This window comes from Photorhabdus namnaonensis (assembly GCF_001684335.1).
GTDB classification, from domain to species: Bacteria; Pseudomonadota; Gammaproteobacteria; order Enterobacterales; family Enterobacteriaceae; genus Photorhabdus; species Photorhabdus namnaonensis.
The window spans coordinates 25,440-40,668 of sequence record NZ_LOIC01000023.1; the positions used below are offsets into that span (position 1 = coordinate 25,440).

A 15,229-nucleotide genomic window follows, 5' to 3' on the forward strand; every position below is an offset into this window, starting at 1 on the left:
ACAATCAGTTACTTGCCCCAGTATCTGGACAAAACTATGAAGCGGGTCTAAAAGGTGTCGCTTTCGATAATAGTCTCGATTACTCGCTAGCACTGTTTGAAATCCGTCAGGATAATCTGCCAGAGGCAGATACCGTGAAGTTGCCGGATAATTCCATCGCTTACTATGCAATAGACGGCACCAAAACCCGCGGGTTCGAAGCAGAAGTCAGTGGTCAACTGACGGATAACTGGCGTCTTTATACTGGTTACACGCAATTCCGGGCAACAGATCCTAATGGTGTGCGAATCAATACCAATACGCCAAACAGGTTGTTTAAACTGTTTACCACCTACACCCTTCCAGGTGCGATGAGCAATCTGACCATCGGTGGTGGTGTTAACTGGCAGGATAAAACCTGGTTGACCGTTGATGGGCCTGGAAAAACATCCATGCAAGCGGAACAAAACAGTTTCGCTGTGGTGAACCTCATGAGCCGTTATCAATTCACACCGGATCTCTCTTTGACGGTTAACCTGAATAACGTCTTTGATAAGACTTACTACACTCAGTTCGGCCAATATTCTCAGTATTACTATGGCGCACCTCGCAACATTGAAGCGATCTTGCGTTATAAGTTCTGAGTTTAAAGTCGTAATGACACTGCGGACGGCGAACCTTATGTTTCTATTTATTTGAAGGAAGGCAAACAATGAAATTGAAGCGTTGCAAAGGGTTTGCCGTACCGCTGATGCTGTTACTCATTCTGTTGGCTGGCTGTGATAAACCAGCCAGTACAAACAATGCACCGCCAGATAAGCCCGGCTATCCCAAACAAATTACTACCGTATTGGGTACAGCGGTGATTACACATCAACCTCAGCGCGTTGTCGCCCTCGGTGCGGGAGCCGAAGATATCGTACTGGATCTCGGTATCGTGCCGATCGGTATTGAATCCCATCGTTGGGGCGGAGATGAACAAGGCTATCTACCGTGGTTTAAACAAGCGGTGCAACAGCGTGGCGGAACTTTACCCACCGTAATAGACATGTACCCTGAGTTGGACATTGAGAAAGTCATTAACCTTAAGCCTGATCTGATCGTGGCAACCCAATCAGGCATCACCCAAGAGATTTATGACCATTTGTCACATTTCGCCCCAGTGATCGCTTATCCGTCTCACCCTTGGCTTACGACACCACAACAACAGATTGAATTAATTGCTCGGGCGCTAGATAAACAGTCGCAAGGAGAACAACTCACCAGCGAGCTGAATACCATATTACATGAGGCAAGCGATACCATCCCACATATCAACCGCTATACTTTCGCCTATATCAAGGCGGGTATCAGCAGTAATATGCTATCGGTATACATCAAAGGCGATCCTCGTGTCGATACCTTAGTCCATCTTGGTTTAACGTTACTGCCATCGGTCAGCACACTGGCCGATCCCTTCGGCAGTTTCGCCGCCAATATAGGACTGGAAAATGCGGATTATCTTAATGATGCTGATATCTTAATAACTTGGTTCAATAATGAACAAGAGCGTAAGGCAGTGGAAGCACAGCCGTTGTTTCAATCCATCCGAGCTGTACATCAGGGCGGTTATATCCCACTAACCGACCAATCATTGGTTGTTGCCATGTCTTACGGCACTCCGCTCAGTTTGCGCTGGGGTTTAGCACAATTTATGCCGATTCTGGCAGAGGCCATTAAATCATCATGACAAATCCTAAACGCCGATTCCTACTGCTGCTTGGCCTAGGTCTCATGATACTGCTGACCTTCATTTGTATTATTGCCAGTCTGAGTCTGGGCGCCAAAACGTTACCGCTATCAGCCATATGGCATCACTACTGGTTAGGCGACAGCGGCAGCTATAGTGATTTAGTCATCAATGCCCGCAAACCGCGCACGTTAATCGGCATCATGGCCGGCGCCGCACTAGCGCTTTCCGGGGCCGTAACACAAGGATTGCTGCGTAATCCGTTAGCTGAACCGGGCTTACTAGGTGTTAACGCCGGAGCTACCACGGTAGTCGTCAGTTTCTCTTTCATCCCCATGCTGGATGAACTTTCGCGTTTCTGGACAGCATTTATTGGCGCAAGTCTGGCCACATTGCTGTTCTACCTACTCAGTGGCGGACAACGTAATAGCAATCCAGCACGCATGGTATTAACCGGTGCCGCCATTAATGCCTGCTTATTTGCTTTTGTCCAAGGCATTGTATTAATGAATGCCCATGTATTGGATAACTATCGCTTCTGGACCATTGGATCGCTCAGTGCAATGTCTCTGGCAGAAGCAAGTTCGCTGATACCTTATCTATTATTTGCTTTGATATTAACCCTTTCACTCAGCTCCTCTCTTAATGTCATGGTGTTTGGTGAAGGTATCGCCAGCTCACTTGGCGCTAATGTCGCCCGCACCCGCGTATTGTCGCTTATTTCCGCCACCATGCTGGCCGCGGTGGCGACAGCGATGGCAGGCCCTATTGCCTTTATTGGCTTGGCTGCTCCTCACTTGATGCGGGCTTTAGTTGGCAGCGATTTCCGCTGGCTACTGCCCTATTGCTTGTTCGCCGGGCCTTGCCTCTTGCTTACTTCCGACATACTGGCGCGGTTGGTGATAGCGCCCGGCGAGATCATGGTGGGAATTATCACCGCGGGAATCGGTGGGCCATTGCTCTATCTGGTTATCAAAACCCATCGTGGAGTTAATTATGTCGCGGATTAACCTATCTAGACCGGCAAAAACGCGAACCTTTATGTTGGGAACCGCTGTTTTTCTTGTACCTCCACAGCGGACTCAAAGAGCCATCTTATTGATATTGTTACTGCTTGCAGTGCTGTTTTATCTCTCTTTGGTACTGGGTAAGCAAGGTATCGATAACCCGTGGCTAGCAACCTCAACCCCTTATCAGGAATTTATTCTCACACAGCTACGCTTACCCCGCGCGTTAGTGGCTATCGGCGCGGGTGCAACTCTGGCACTCTCAGGTTCACTTTTTCAACTAACGACCCGCAACGCACTCGGCAGCCCAGATATTATCGGCGTTAATGCCGGCGCTGCTGCTGGCATCGTCGCCACACTCATCATCTGGCCTGGAGTATTACCGATTCCTTTAGGTGCGCTGCTAGGAGCCAGCTTTGCAGTATTGTTGGTCTACGCCGGGAACATTAATAGTTCTGGAAAGATGCAGACAACCAAGATTGTCATCTCTGGAATCGCTATCGCCGCTCTCTGCATGGCATTTGTTAATTTCGCTATCTCGAATGTACGCCTTGAGCAAGCACAACAACTCGCTTCGCTGCTGCACGGTAGCCTCGCCAACCGAGGTTGGCAAGATGTTGGGTTAATTTATGGCACGATACTGTTTGTCCCCTTTCTCCTTTGGTTAGGACGGCAATTAAACTACGTCAATCTCGGCTATGAAGTTGCTAATACGCTCGGTGTACCAGTCCGTACCATTCAGCTTATGAGTTTATTACTGGCGGTATTACTGGCCTCTATGGCGGTACTGGTTGTCGGGCCGGTAGCGTTTATCGCACTTTCCGCGCCGCAAATTGCCCGCCGCTTAGTACGGGCAAAAGGTGCTGCTCTGTTCTGCTCCGCATTAGTGGGAGCATTATTACTGCTCGCTTCTGATTTAATTACTTTGCTGCTTCCTACTTCGGCACGTCTGCCAGTAGGCGTTATCACCGCAGGGGTAGGCGGTGTCTATTTGATGTATTTGCTGTACGCTGAATTAAGGAGAACCAAGTAATGTCACTTGAGATGAATTCCCCAACTAGCGCTTCACGATTGATAGCCCAAGATCTTTCTCTGGCATACGGAAAAAAGACGATTGTCGAGTGCTTGAATATTGCTATTCGTGATGGTGAATTCAGCGTCATCATTGGCCCAAATGGTTGTGGGAAATCGACCCTGCTACGCGCCATTAGCCGAGGCATCCCCCCACAGCACGGTGAAATTCTGCTCGATGAGCGCAATATTCGACATTACAAACCCAAAGCGGTAGCACGTGAACTATCTCTGCTAACACAAGGGGCAGTCATCACCGAAGCGTTGACCATATACGATTTAGTTTCACGTGGGCGTTACGCTCACCAATCCTTTTTACGGCAGTGGTCAGCAGAAGATGAACAAATCGTTAATGAAGCCTTACATGCAGTCGAGCTCCAAGACATGTCACATCGGTTAGTGAATGAACTTTCCGGCGGCCAGCGTCAACGCGCCTGGTTTGCAATGACATTGGCACAGCAAACACCGATCGTACTGTTAGATGAACCAACCACTTATCTGGATATCACTCATCAGATTGAAATGCTTGATCTCTGTCAGCGTCTACATTTACAAGGAAAAACGTTGGTACTGGTACTGCACGATATTAATCTGGCACTACGTTACGCTTCACATTTAATTATGATGAAAGATGGTAAAATTTATGCCGAAGGGGTACCAGAAGAGATTATCAACGAACAGAGTATCGCCGATGTGTTTGGCCTCTCTTGCCGTATTATTTGTGATCCAGAATCAGGTAAGCCATTGATTATTCCAAAATATAATCCGATCTGAGCCGGGAATGAGCTGCCTATATTGCTGTATTAACAAGCAATATAGGCGCCCAAAAGATTTACCACTTGATAATGACAATGATAATAATAATAATTATCATAATTATATTTACAATGATTAGTCATATGTAAGATACTACAATCAGGCAGTATGAACATGCAAACAGGGAGTTGGTGGTGTCAAATACAAACGATTCAATTACCCCTTTAACCACAGTGGTAATTGAAGATATTATCCAGTTATTTGAACAAACGTTTAGCCATTTTACTGCCACCATGAGAGTAAATGCAGATAATATCCCTGTTGCCAGCATGAGTTTCCCCCAATGGTCAGATACAAGAGAATTTCCGGTATTAATTCAGCGCTATCAGGATGAATACTACGGTGACAACAATATAAAACCTAACCAAAAAGCGCTGTATTCTTTATGGGCGCAATGGTATTTTGGTTTGGTTATTCCCCCGATGATGTTAATGCTGCTGGAATATCCACAAGCAGTGGATACTCATTACAATCTTTTTCGGGTTGAATTCCATGACAGTGGCAGGCCAGATATTGTTTACTATCATTTAACTTGGTTGAATGAAACACCTTCATCGTTACTCCATCGTCATTATTCTCTCTTGGATCGCCATATTATTCCGGTATGTGAAAAGATCGAATCATATCAAGGGATAAATGGACGGCTCCTATGGAATAATATCGGTTATATTATGCATTGGTATCTTGCTGAATTCAGCACAAGAATAAATAGCAAGTTATATCAAGAGATTATAAATGGTCTTTTCATGGAACCACAACTACCCGATGGTAGAGATAATCCACTTTATCGTACTGTTATCTTACGGCACAACAATATGCAGCGTCGCACTTGTTGCCAAAGAAATAAACTGCCTGGCGTCGGTAATTGCCATGATTGCCCTTTGGAATCCAAGGTAGAAAGTAGACACTAACATTCTATTCTATAATTTTTAATTCTTATCTGTTCCGGCAGAAAGAGATTATTATGATTTAATCGCGCTATTATTCAAAAATTATTTAATCTAACCAAATATTACACATAATAAAATCAATTATGTTGGGCAATAACCAAATTACAACCTATATATGAAATAACAAGGATATATAATGTACGGAGACACTCTGCTATTAGACCATTCACTCACAAAAGATAGTCATATAACGGACGAAGATTTTTCCAGATATTTCTTAAATATGCATAGTGCTGGAGACTATCTTGATGACGCTTATAATGTCATTACCAGAATAAAGAGAATATTACAGCAGGTGGATAAGCCTTTCAGTGGGATATTACCCAATGAGTTATCTCCACTATTTTCTAAAGTGAATTTAGATCTCCCCCTTACCTCTTTAAACCAGGCTTTAGATGAGTTGCAGCAACTTTATATTAAAGATGCTGTTTATTTTCATCATCCAAAGTATGTCGCCCATCTTAATTGTCCATTGGTATTACCCGCCGTTCTGGCTGAAACCATTATTGGCGCGATTAATTCCTCATTGGATACCTGGGATCAAAGCGCTGGCGGGACACTAATAGAGCAAAAAGTTCTCGACTGGACACGAGATAAAATGGCATTAGGTACAAATGCCGATGGTATCTTTACTAGTGGCGGCACCCAATCAAATCTGATGGCAATGCTACTAGCACGGGACCATTTTTGTCATCAACGCGATCCTGAACATAAAAATCAGCTACATGGTCTGCCGGCGGATTTTCATAAACTGCGTATTTTTACCTCGACAGTCAGCCATTTCAGTACACAAAAGGCCGCCGCTATCCTTGGTTTGGGGTACAACGCCGTGGTCTCTGTTCCTCATGACAGTGAGTTCCGTATGGACCCTCAAGCATTGGAACAAAACATTAACCAATGTATCGCACAAGGCAACATTCCTCTCGCCATTGTCGCGACAACCGGCACCACGGATTTCGGCAGTATTGATCCACTTCACCCTATCGCAGCTATCGCCAAGCAGTATGGTATCTGGCTACATGTGGATGCGGCATACGGATGCGGTTTACTGGTTTCGCCTCGTCGCGCTCATCTACTGGAAGGCATCAATTTAGCGGATTCTGTCACGGTGGATTACCACAAGTCATTCTTCCAGCCAGTCAGTTGCAGTGCTTTCTTCGTCAAAAATAAGAAACACTTATCCCATCTGACTTATCATGCCGAATATTTGAATCCGCTAAGTGCGTTACAAGAAGGCACACCTAATCTGGTCAATAAAAGTATCCAGACAACTCGTCGTTTCGATGCATTGAAAATGTGGCTGACATTACGAATTATGGGCGCAAAACGACTTGGACAAGCTTTTGATAAAGTTGTCGATACCGCTCAGGATGCCTATCGATTAATGGCGCGGAATCCCTATTTTGAACTTATCCATTATCCAGAGTTAAGTACTTTGGTTTTCCGTTTTATTCCTAAACAAAAATTACCCGCCACAGATATTGATGCCGTCAATGCAGCCATTCGTAAGGCGCTATTCCGTGAAGGCAATACGGTCATTGCGGGTACCAAAGTTAATGGCAGACAATATCTGAAATTTACTTTCCTTAACCCGGCAACAAACCAGCAACATCTACAAGAAATTGTGCATAGCATCGTAATGCACGGAAACGATTTTCTGGCAACCCATAATAACAACTAAACGAAGATTAATACTGTTCACCAGGAGAAATTATGACAACTCGTCTTTATGATTTTATCGCCATTGGCATAGGCCCTTTTAATCTCGGACTGGCTTGTTTAACTCAGCCGCTAAAAGATGTTCATAGCCTGTTCATCGATCAAAAACCGGGCTTTGACTGGCATCCGGGAATGATGATGGAAAACTCCACCATGCAAACCCCGTTTATGTCAGATCTAGTGACCCTGGCATCACCCACTCACCCACTTAGCTTCCTTAATTATATTAAGCAGAAAGGAAGAATATATTCCTTTTATATCCGGGAAAGTTTTTTCCTGATGCGTAAAGAATACAACCAATATTGCCAATGGGCAGCAGAACAGTTATCCAATTTACGCTTTAACACTCGCGTTGATAGAATCAGTTATGATGAAGACGCTTCGCTATATACACTACATTGTTCAGATACGTTAACTGGGCGACAACACCAATTTATTTGTAAAAAATTGGTATTGGGTACCGGGCCTTCACCCTATATTCCAAAGTGCTGCCAACCCTTCTCTGATCAGATGGTGACATCAGGTAATTACTTGAAGAGCAAAGCAGCCTTACAACAAAAACAATCTATTACCGTTCTGGGTAGTGGACAAAGTGCCGCGGAAATTTTTTACGATTTACTCAGCGATATTGATAAATTCAATTATCAGCTTAATTGGCTTACCCGTTCACCACGTTTTTTCCCGCTGGAATATACCAAACTGACTCTGGAAATGACTTCACCAGAATATGTAGATTATTTCTATAGCCTCCCGGGCGAAAAGCGTGATGCATTAAATCTGTCCCACAAGCAGCTTTATAAAGGTATCAACAGTTCATTAATCAATGATATTTTCGATTTAATGTACACCAAACGATTAAACGGTGAATTAAACGTTAATTTATATACTAATAGTGAATTACAACAAGTTAGCCATGCTAACAATGGCCGTGACCTAACATTGGCATTATTCCAACACGAGCAGGAGAAAGCATTTTCTCTCGACACAGAAGGGGTCGTTCTGGCAACCGGCTATCAATACCAAATTCCAACTTTTATTGAAGGTATACGTCACCTTATCCATTGGGATGAAAAAGGGCGTTATGGTGTACAACGTAACTACAGCATTGATCAGAACAACACCATTTTCATACAGAATGTGGAATTACATACCCACGGTTTCGTCACGCCGGATCTGGGGATGGCCTGCTATCGTAACTCGTGCCTGATTTATGAAATTACCGGTATTGAACATTACCCGATTGAGAAAAGTATCGCTTTCCAGCAGTTCAGCGTCGACACCGAAGGAGCATGCTAATGTCCGTTTTTAATCCTACCCTGTTTGAAAAATCCCTGCCTGAAATAGGCAGCTTTGCATTACGTCCACTGGATCTGGAACGGGATATTCCTACATTAACTAACTGGGTTACCCGGGATTATGCTCATTATTGGGGAATGCAAGATAATACCGAACAACAAGTATGGGAATTTTATCATGATTTAGAATCCAACCATCCTGGCAGTGTATTTATTGGCATCTATCGGGAACAACCTGCTTTTCTATTAGAATGTTATCGCGCACAAGATGATCTGATTGGAAAATATTATCCAGCACGCCCAGATGATATGGGAATGCATATTCTGGTTGCCCCGCCGCAAGAAAAAATCAAGAATTTTACTTGGGGAATTTTCCAAACCATCATGGCCTTTATTTTCAGCGATCCTGCCGTGGCTCGAATTGTCGTTGAGCCTAATATACATAATGAGAAAATTCATAAACTTAATCTACGGGCGGGTTTTGTTTATCAGAAGGCATTGGTATTACCTCATAAAACAGCCAAATTGGCCTTTTGTACCAGAGAACAGCACCAGATTGCGTTACAGCGGGAATACCAAGCGACAACATCAACTCCCCTGGGCTCATTGGTGACAAATGCCACACATTTGCAACCCGCCGTCTGGCAAAAAGTTAATCGTCTGCACTTGTGTAAAGCTATTTCTGAATTTTCACATGAATGTTTACTCGCACCTCAACAGTTAACTGAAAAAGCAGACAGTGACGGATATCACCATTACCGTTTGGATAGTGCTGACCTCTTGGTCAGCTATACTTTCCGGGCGCGGCGTATGGCACTGGATCACTGGCTGATTGATGCCGATTCGTTACAGAAACATGCCAACGGGGAAGCTGTAGAACTCGATTCCTTGCTATTCATTATTGAGTTTAAACAACAGCTTGGCATCAGCGATGTCGTCATGCCCACCTATCTGGAAGAAATTACCAGTACTCTCTATAGCAGCGCTTTTAAGCATAATAGAATCGGTATCAGTGCAATGGATCTCGTGAACACTGATTTTCAGGCGTTGGAAGGGGAGATGATGGAAGGGCACCCCTCTTTCGTCGCCAATAATGGCCGGATTGGTTTTGATATCGGTGATTTTCAGAACTTTAGTCCCGAAGCCGCCTCTGTTATGCATTTAGTATGGCTGGCCGCACATAAGAGCAAAGCTCATTTTGCTTGTATAGAGCAACTCAACTATCAACAGTTGCTGGAACAAGAGCTAGGCACAACCACAGTAGCTGAATTTGACCGGCAGTTGATCGCGCTTAACCTTAATCCCGAAGACTATTTCCTGATGCCAGTTCACCCTTGGCAATGGCAGAACAAGTTGGCATCAATATTTGCGCCTGATATCGCTAATCAGAAATTGGTCTATCTTGGTATTGGTACTGATACCTATCAGGCACAACAATCGATCCGTACCTTATTCAATCGCACTTATCCTCAGCGATATTATGTGAAAATGGCGTTATCCATTCTGAACATGGGATTTATGCGCGGTTTATCACCTTATTACATGGCGACGACACCGGGCATTAATGACTGGCTATTCGATTTGGTAACACAAGATCCGATCTTGCAACATTATCGTTTTAAAATTCTACGAGAAGTCGCCAGTGTTGGATTCAAAAACAGCTATTACGAGCAAGCAATCAGTAGTGATACGCCTTACAAAAAAATGATGGCGGCACTGTGGCGAGAAAACCCATTGCAATTAATTGAACCTGGGCAGCGAGTGATGACGATGGCTGCGTTATTGCACAGTGATCAGCAAGGGAATGCCCTGTTGCCTGCGTTAATTTCAGCATCCGGCCTGTCCACTCAAGAATGGTTGCGCCGCTATTTAGAGAGTTATCTTGCGCCGCTGTTACACTGTTTGTACGCTTATGATCTGATGTTTATGCCACACGGCGAAAACATCATCATGGTATTGGAAAACCATGTTCCACAGCACATCTTCATGAAAGATTTAGCGGAAGAGATTCTGGTCATGAATCCCGACGCCGATTTACCGGAAAAAGCGAGCCGAGTCAAAGTAGACATGCCAGAAGAGATGAAAACACTGACCATCTTATCTGATGTGTTTGACGGTATATTCCGCTATCTGGCTGCCATACTGGATGAACAGGGTGACTATTCACAGGATCTTTTCTGGCAAGCCGTAGCAGATTGTATTTTAAGCTATCAGCACAACCATCCCGAATTGAGTGAACAATTTGTGCGTTACGATCTGTTTACACCGGAGATTAAACGCTGCTGTCTAAACCGCCTGCAAATAGCGAATAACCGCCAGATGCTTGATTTAGCTGATCCGGCGCAAAGTTTACAGTTTGCTGATAATCTGATTAACCCAATCGCCAAATTTGGTCATTCGTAAAATAGAGCTATCAATGAGCATGGAGAACGGTGCTTCATCCGTAACATACTCACTATTCTATATAAGGCAGTACCTACAGTACTGCCTCAGACCGCTGACAAATGTTTGCTGTTAAAAATGTCGTATGCTTGCTATGATGAAAAAATAGCCAAAGGAGGACGGCATGACTACAAAAACTCGTATTCAGTCACGACTGAAACGCTCAAAGCGTTATGTTTTCACTCGTGACGATTTCAAAGATCTCTCAGGCTACGATCAGGTTGGTAGAGCACTTCGCGAACTAGTGAAAGAAGGGCAATTACTAAAAGTGGGTTATGGGATCTATACCAAAGCGCGGCAAAACGCGATTACCGGGAAGTTAATGCCTGCGGCACCCGGTGGTTCCGCTGCGGTGGTGATTGAAGCACTGGAACTTCTGAAAGTGGATTATCGCCTGGTAGGGGCCAGCAGTGCCTACAATAACGGTAAATCCACTCAGATCCCCGCTTCGCTGGAAATCAAAACTTCACCGCGTTTTAAGAGAATCTTGTCAGTAGGGAACAGCAAATTAAATGGATGATTTAACAAAATTATTCCCTGATGTTGCAGATGCGTTGGGGATTGAATCTGTCGCAATTGTAGAGAAAGATCATTACATCGTTGAGTTGTTGCGTCTACTCGGGCCTTTGACCTTTTATACCCATCAACTGGTTTTTTCCGGAGGAACTGCGCTGTCGAAAGCGGGAATATCCTTGAACAGGATGTCAGAAGATGTGGATATCAAGTTGGTTCCTGTCGCTGATTTCTCACAACAATACTCCAGGAATCAGCGTAAAAATATCCGTAAAGATATTATTCAGGTAATTACTGAAACGATTATGGCTTCGGGTACTTTTCGTTTTGATGAAGAGCATCCTAAAGTCACTCGGGATGAATATCGTTACAATGAGATTCCAGTGCGTTACCCGCAAGTATACGCACAAGCTCCCTGCTTACGACCATTTATCAAACTGGAATTGATGGAAACGGAGTTGCTTGAAGCACCGGAAGCTCGTGATATTCGTTCACTGATAACAGATTTGACGAACAAGGGCGAAGTGGTGGGCGCTTTTCCATGTGCCACCATCGCCAGTACACAGGCTGAAAAGCTGATTTCTATGATACGCAGAACAGCTGCAAGTATGCGGCATCTGGAGCGTGGAGTGGATGAGTCACTGGTACGCCATATCTACGACAATTTTTGTATTGTCAGAGAAAAAGGATCTGATATCCCTGTATTAAAGCGCTTTGTACAGGAATGCATTAAGCAGGATATTGAACGTTACGGTAACCAGTACCCACAGTTCTGCGAATCTCCCATTGAAGAACTAAAAATGGGGCTGGAAGAGTTAGTGAATAATCCTGTTTATAAAGAGCGCTATCAACAATTCGTCGTGCCAATGGTGTTTGATGAACGTCTGGTCTCATGGGAAGAAGCCTGTACCTGTTTCCGCCGAACGGCATTAGATGTGCTTGATGCATAGAGCCAGGGATATGCTCGGATGTTGGTATCTTATCCGACAGTGTTTGTCCTGATTCGAGTCCCAAAACCAAGCGTGACGAAAAAAAGCACAGATCCGTTTCAGCTTACCTATAGTTGTATTCAATTATGTTTATTCAGATTATTACCAGACATTCCTTATGAGCTGGCAAGGTTAGCAATAAAAGCATAATATTAACAAGCCATTAACCATACAAAGTCACATTGGTAACATATATCTTTATTTAGGAATAAAATTAAATGTCTACAACACTACTAACCCTGGAAGAAGCCCGGCAAGTGATTGGTCATGCTTTTGTTCATGATATGCCTTTTAACCAATTATTAGAACTTGAACTAATCCGATTTGAACAAGATTACGTAGAAATACAATTCCGTAACCAAAGTAAACTAGTGGGTAATATCGCACAAAAAATTTTACATGGTGGTGTAATTGCCTCAGTGCTGGACGTATGTGGTGGATTGGTCTGTATCGGTAACGCTTTGACCCGTTTGGTACCCGCATCACTAGAAGAATTAGAAAAACGATTATCAATAATGGGAACAATTGATTTACGCGTGGATTACCTACGGCCCGGCCGCGGTGAACTATTTACCGCCACCAGTAGCATTATCCGTAATGGCAACAAAGTTTCTGTCGCCAGAGCGGAACTACATAATGAGCAGAGAGACCATATCGCCAGTGTAACAGCGACCTACCTGGTAGGATGACAATATAATTTTAATCGCTTGCGTAATATTCAGCCCGGTGACATATTATTTCTATGTTAACGGGCTAAAAACCCATTACTTTTCTTCTAATTTTATTAGCATCAGGACGATATGAATAAGCCACAAACTACCAAAGGAGTACTGTACGCCTTCGGTGCCTGTTTTATCTGGGGAATCGCGCCAGTTTATTTTAAACATATCCAGCAAGTACCTGCTGACGAAATCCTGACCCATCGTATTATTTGGTCATTTTTCTTTATGTTGCTACTGCTAACATTAACTCGTCACTGGTCACAGGTAGCCAAGGTTTTCCATCAACCTAAAAAAGTATTATTTCTGGCCGTAACGGCCACTGTCGTTGCCTGTAACTGGCTGATTTACATCTGGGCGGTGAACCACGGTCATATGCTGGAAGCTAGCTTGGGTTATTTTATTAGCCCATTGGTTAACGTCTTATTCGGCATGCTGTTTCTGAGTGAGCGTTTCCGCCGCATGCAATGGGCTGCGGTTATTCTAGCTTTCACCGGCGTATTAATCCAGCTATGGCAATTTGGTTCTATACCGGTCATTGGATTAAGTTTGGCCATCACTTTTGCTCTGTATGCCCTGCTGCGTAAGAAGATGAATGTTGACGCTCAAACAGGCATGACGATTGAAACACTGTGGTTACTGCCGGTTGCCGCCATTTACCTATTTGGTTTTGCCAACACCCCAACCAGTGATCTAAGTAATAACTCAGCAACTCTCAATTTATTTCTGATTGCCGCAGGCATTATTACTACTGTGCCATTACTGTTATACACCGAAGCCGCTGCCCATTTGCGTCTGTCTACACTGGGTTTCTTCCAGTATGTCGGCCCAACGCTGATGTTCTTGCTAGCAACCTTGGTTTATGGTGAACACATAGGCACTGACCGTCTGATCACTTTCGGCTTTATCTGGGCTGCATTAGTGCTGTTTACACTGGATGCAGTGTATACACAGCGTAGATCGCAGAGATAGCAAATTAAATGAGAATAACCATCAGATTAGCCAATACAACCGAACAGATCGCACTTGAAGCGCTCCAATTACGTGCATCTCTTATGTGGGAAGAAGATAGAGAATTATTACTAGCAAATCCCTACATGATAGAACTGCCGATGAAACATATTGAAGCAGGGTATGTTTACGTTGCAGAACAAGCTAGCGTAATTCTAGGGTTCAGTGTTGTATTGCCTCAATCTGATGGAAATACTGAACTTGATGGATTATTTGTTGAACCGACCTTTTGGCATCAAGGCATTGGCAAGCAATTGGTGCAAATCGCATTGAATGACCTTTATATAAAAGGCAAAGCATCATTACAGGTGATGGCTAATCCGCAAGCAGAAGGGTTTTATATTGCCCTTGGCTTTAAATATTTGGGAAAAGAATATACTCAATTAGGAACAGCAATTCGTATGATTAAATACATACGATGAAATAAGCTAATTCTATTTTTTAAATTAATGCCTTTTATCGTCACATCTATTTTATCTTTAACAATCAAATACTTTTTTTCAAAAAATATTTTGATTTAATTCATCCTGTTTTCACACTTAATATAAAACTGTAGGGTTAAGGTTAATAATATTTAAATTAAAGAAATTAAAACTTCAACCATATTAAATGTAGAAAATGATAGTAAAAGCTTCTTTTAACACAGAAAGCATTCCAATTTAAGCATTTTATAATAATGTTAAGATTGTTTCCACTCAATAATCAATTTTTTTAAAATAAAACCCAATACTTCACAAAAATATTATTAAATCATTAACGTATTAACGTATTAACGTATTAACGTATTAACGTATTAACGTATTAACGTATTAACGTATTAACGTATTAACGTATTAACGTATTAACGTATTATTTTCATATCTCTATTATGACCGCCACAATACAATATATTATGGCGGCCGTATAAATAAGATTTCATAATAGTGCTACACTCATTTTTTGTCTTCCTGGTTTTTGCTGTGATGAAAACGATGCCAAAAAGGCATCAA

14 protein-coding genes are annotated in these 15,229 nt (G+C 43.2%); all 14 read left to right on the top strand.

Going from position 1 to position 15,229, the window contains the following annotated elements; all coding sequences use genetic code 11:
- The coding region (locus Phpb_RS26560; RefSeq protein WP_240492406.1) for a TonB-dependent siderophore receptor at positions 1–623 on the top strand (623 nt) is incomplete at its 5' end.
- Positions 624–691: 68 nt separating this feature from the next.
- A complete protein-coding gene (locus Phpb_RS05680) occupies positions 692–1,708 on the top strand; it encodes an iron-siderophore ABC transporter substrate-binding protein (protein ID WP_065389538.1) in 1,017 nt (338 codons plus the stop codon).
- Positions 1,705–2,718, top strand: a complete 1,014-nt coding sequence (locus Phpb_RS05685; RefSeq protein ID WP_065389539.1) for a FecCD family ABC transporter permease — start codon at positions 1,705–1,707, stop codon at positions 2,716–2,718. The genes Phpb_RS05680 and Phpb_RS05685 overlap by 4 nt, the downstream gene beginning before the upstream one ends.
- The gene (locus Phpb_RS05690; protein WP_065389540.1) at positions 2,705–3,748 is read left to right on the top strand and encodes a FecCD family ABC transporter permease; all 1,044 of its coding nucleotides are present in this window, start codon (positions 2,705–2,707) and stop codon (positions 3,746–3,748) included. Before Phpb_RS05685 ends, Phpb_RS05690 begins: the two co-directional genes overlap by 14 nt.
- A complete protein-coding gene (locus tag Phpb_RS05695) occupies positions 3,748–4,560 on the top strand; it encodes an ABC transporter ATP-binding protein (RefSeq protein WP_065389541.1) in 813 nt (270 codons plus the stop codon). Before Phpb_RS05690 ends, Phpb_RS05695 begins: the two co-directional genes overlap by 1 nt.
- A gap of 176 nt (positions 4,561–4,736) precedes the next feature.
- Positions 4,737–5,513, top strand: a complete 777-nt coding sequence (fhuF, locus tag Phpb_RS05700; RefSeq protein WP_046395008.1) for a siderophore-iron reductase FhuF — start codon at positions 4,737–4,739, stop codon at positions 5,511–5,513.
- A 175-nt stretch (positions 5,514–5,688) separates the two neighbouring features.
- Positions 5,689–7,233, top strand: a complete 1,545-nt coding sequence (locus Phpb_RS05705; protein ID WP_065389542.1) for a pyridoxal phosphate-dependent decarboxylase family protein — start codon at positions 5,689–5,691, stop codon at positions 7,231–7,233.
- Positions 7,234–7,265: 32 nt separating this feature from the next.
- Entirely contained in the window at positions 7,266–8,567 is a 1,302-nt protein-coding gene (locus tag Phpb_RS05710) for a lysine N(6)-hydroxylase/L-ornithine N(5)-oxygenase family protein (RefSeq protein ID WP_065389543.1), read from the top strand.
- Entirely contained in the window at positions 8,567–10,969 is a 2,403-nt protein-coding gene (locus Phpb_RS05715) for a GNAT family N-acetyltransferase (protein ID WP_065389544.1), read from the top strand. The genes Phpb_RS05710 and Phpb_RS05715 overlap by 1 nt, the downstream gene beginning before the upstream one ends.
- Before the next feature lie 163 nt (positions 10,970–11,132).
- Entirely contained in the window at positions 11,133–11,528 is a 396-nt protein-coding gene (locus tag Phpb_RS05720) for a DUF6088 family protein (RefSeq protein WP_036809950.1), read from the top strand.
- Positions 11,521–12,471 (top strand): nucleotidyl transferase AbiEii/AbiGii toxin family protein, encoded by a 951-nt coding sequence (locus tag Phpb_RS05725; RefSeq protein ID WP_065389545.1) that lies wholly within the window; start codon positions 11,521–11,523, stop codon positions 12,469–12,471. The genes Phpb_RS05720 and Phpb_RS05725 overlap by 8 nt, the downstream gene beginning before the upstream one ends.
- Before the next feature lie 257 nt (positions 12,472–12,728).
- The gene (locus Phpb_RS05730; RefSeq protein ID WP_065389546.1) at positions 12,729–13,199 is read left to right on the top strand and encodes a thioesterase family protein; all 471 of its coding nucleotides are present in this window, start codon (positions 12,729–12,731) and stop codon (positions 13,197–13,199) included.
- Positions 13,200–13,310: 111 nt separating this feature from the next.
- Entirely contained in the window at positions 13,311–14,201 is an 891-nt protein-coding gene (gene rarD / locus Phpb_RS05735; protein ID WP_065389547.1) for an EamA family transporter RarD, read from the top strand.
- 8 nt (positions 14,202–14,209) lie between these two features.
- A complete protein-coding gene (locus tag Phpb_RS05740) occupies positions 14,210–14,662 on the top strand; it encodes a GNAT family N-acetyltransferase (RefSeq protein WP_065389548.1) in 453 nt (150 codons plus the stop codon).
- The last annotated feature ends 567 nt before the right edge of the window (positions 14,663–15,229 follow it).

What these genes read in the sequence shown, in the direction of transcription:
- Phpb_RS05690 (WP_065389540.1), top strand. Translation starts at nt 2,705, where the DNA reads ATGTCGCGGATTAACCTATCTAGACCGGCAAAAACGCGAACCTTTATG.
- Phpb_RS05720 (WP_036809950.1), top strand. Translation starts at nt 11,133, where the DNA reads ATGACTACAAAAACTCGTATTCAGTCACGACTGAAACGCTCAAAGCGT.
- Phpb_RS05710 (WP_065389543.1), top strand. Translation starts at nt 7,266, where the DNA reads ATGACAACTCGTCTTTATGATTTTATCGCCATTGGCATAGGCCCTTTT.
- Phpb_RS05740 (WP_065389548.1), top strand. Translation starts at nt 14,210, where the DNA reads ATGAGAATAACCATCAGATTAGCCAATACAACCGAACAGATCGCACTT.
- Phpb_RS05705 (WP_065389542.1), top strand. Translation starts at nt 5,689, where the DNA reads ATGTACGGAGACACTCTGCTATTAGACCATTCACTCACAAAAGATAGT.
- rarD (WP_065389547.1), top strand. Translation starts at nt 13,311, where the DNA reads ATGAATAAGCCACAAACTACCAAAGGAGTACTGTACGCCTTCGGTGCC.
- Phpb_RS05715 (WP_065389544.1), top strand. Translation starts at nt 8,567, where the DNA reads ATGTCCGTTTTTAATCCTACCCTGTTTGAAAAATCCCTGCCTGAAATA.
- Phpb_RS05730 (WP_065389546.1), top strand. Translation starts at nt 12,729, where the DNA reads ATGTCTACAACACTACTAACCCTGGAAGAAGCCCGGCAAGTGATTGGT.
- Phpb_RS05685 (WP_065389539.1), top strand. Translation starts at nt 1,705, where the DNA reads ATGACAAATCCTAAACGCCGATTCCTACTGCTGCTTGGCCTAGGTCTC.
- Phpb_RS05695 (WP_065389541.1), top strand. Translation starts at nt 3,748, where the DNA reads ATGTCACTTGAGATGAATTCCCCAACTAGCGCTTCACGATTGATAGCC.
- Phpb_RS05725 (WP_065389545.1), top strand. Translation starts at nt 11,521, where the DNA reads ATGGATGATTTAACAAAATTATTCCCTGATGTTGCAGATGCGTTGGGG.
- Phpb_RS05680 (WP_065389538.1), top strand. Translation starts at nt 692, where the DNA reads ATGAAATTGAAGCGTTGCAAAGGGTTTGCCGTACCGCTGATGCTGTTA.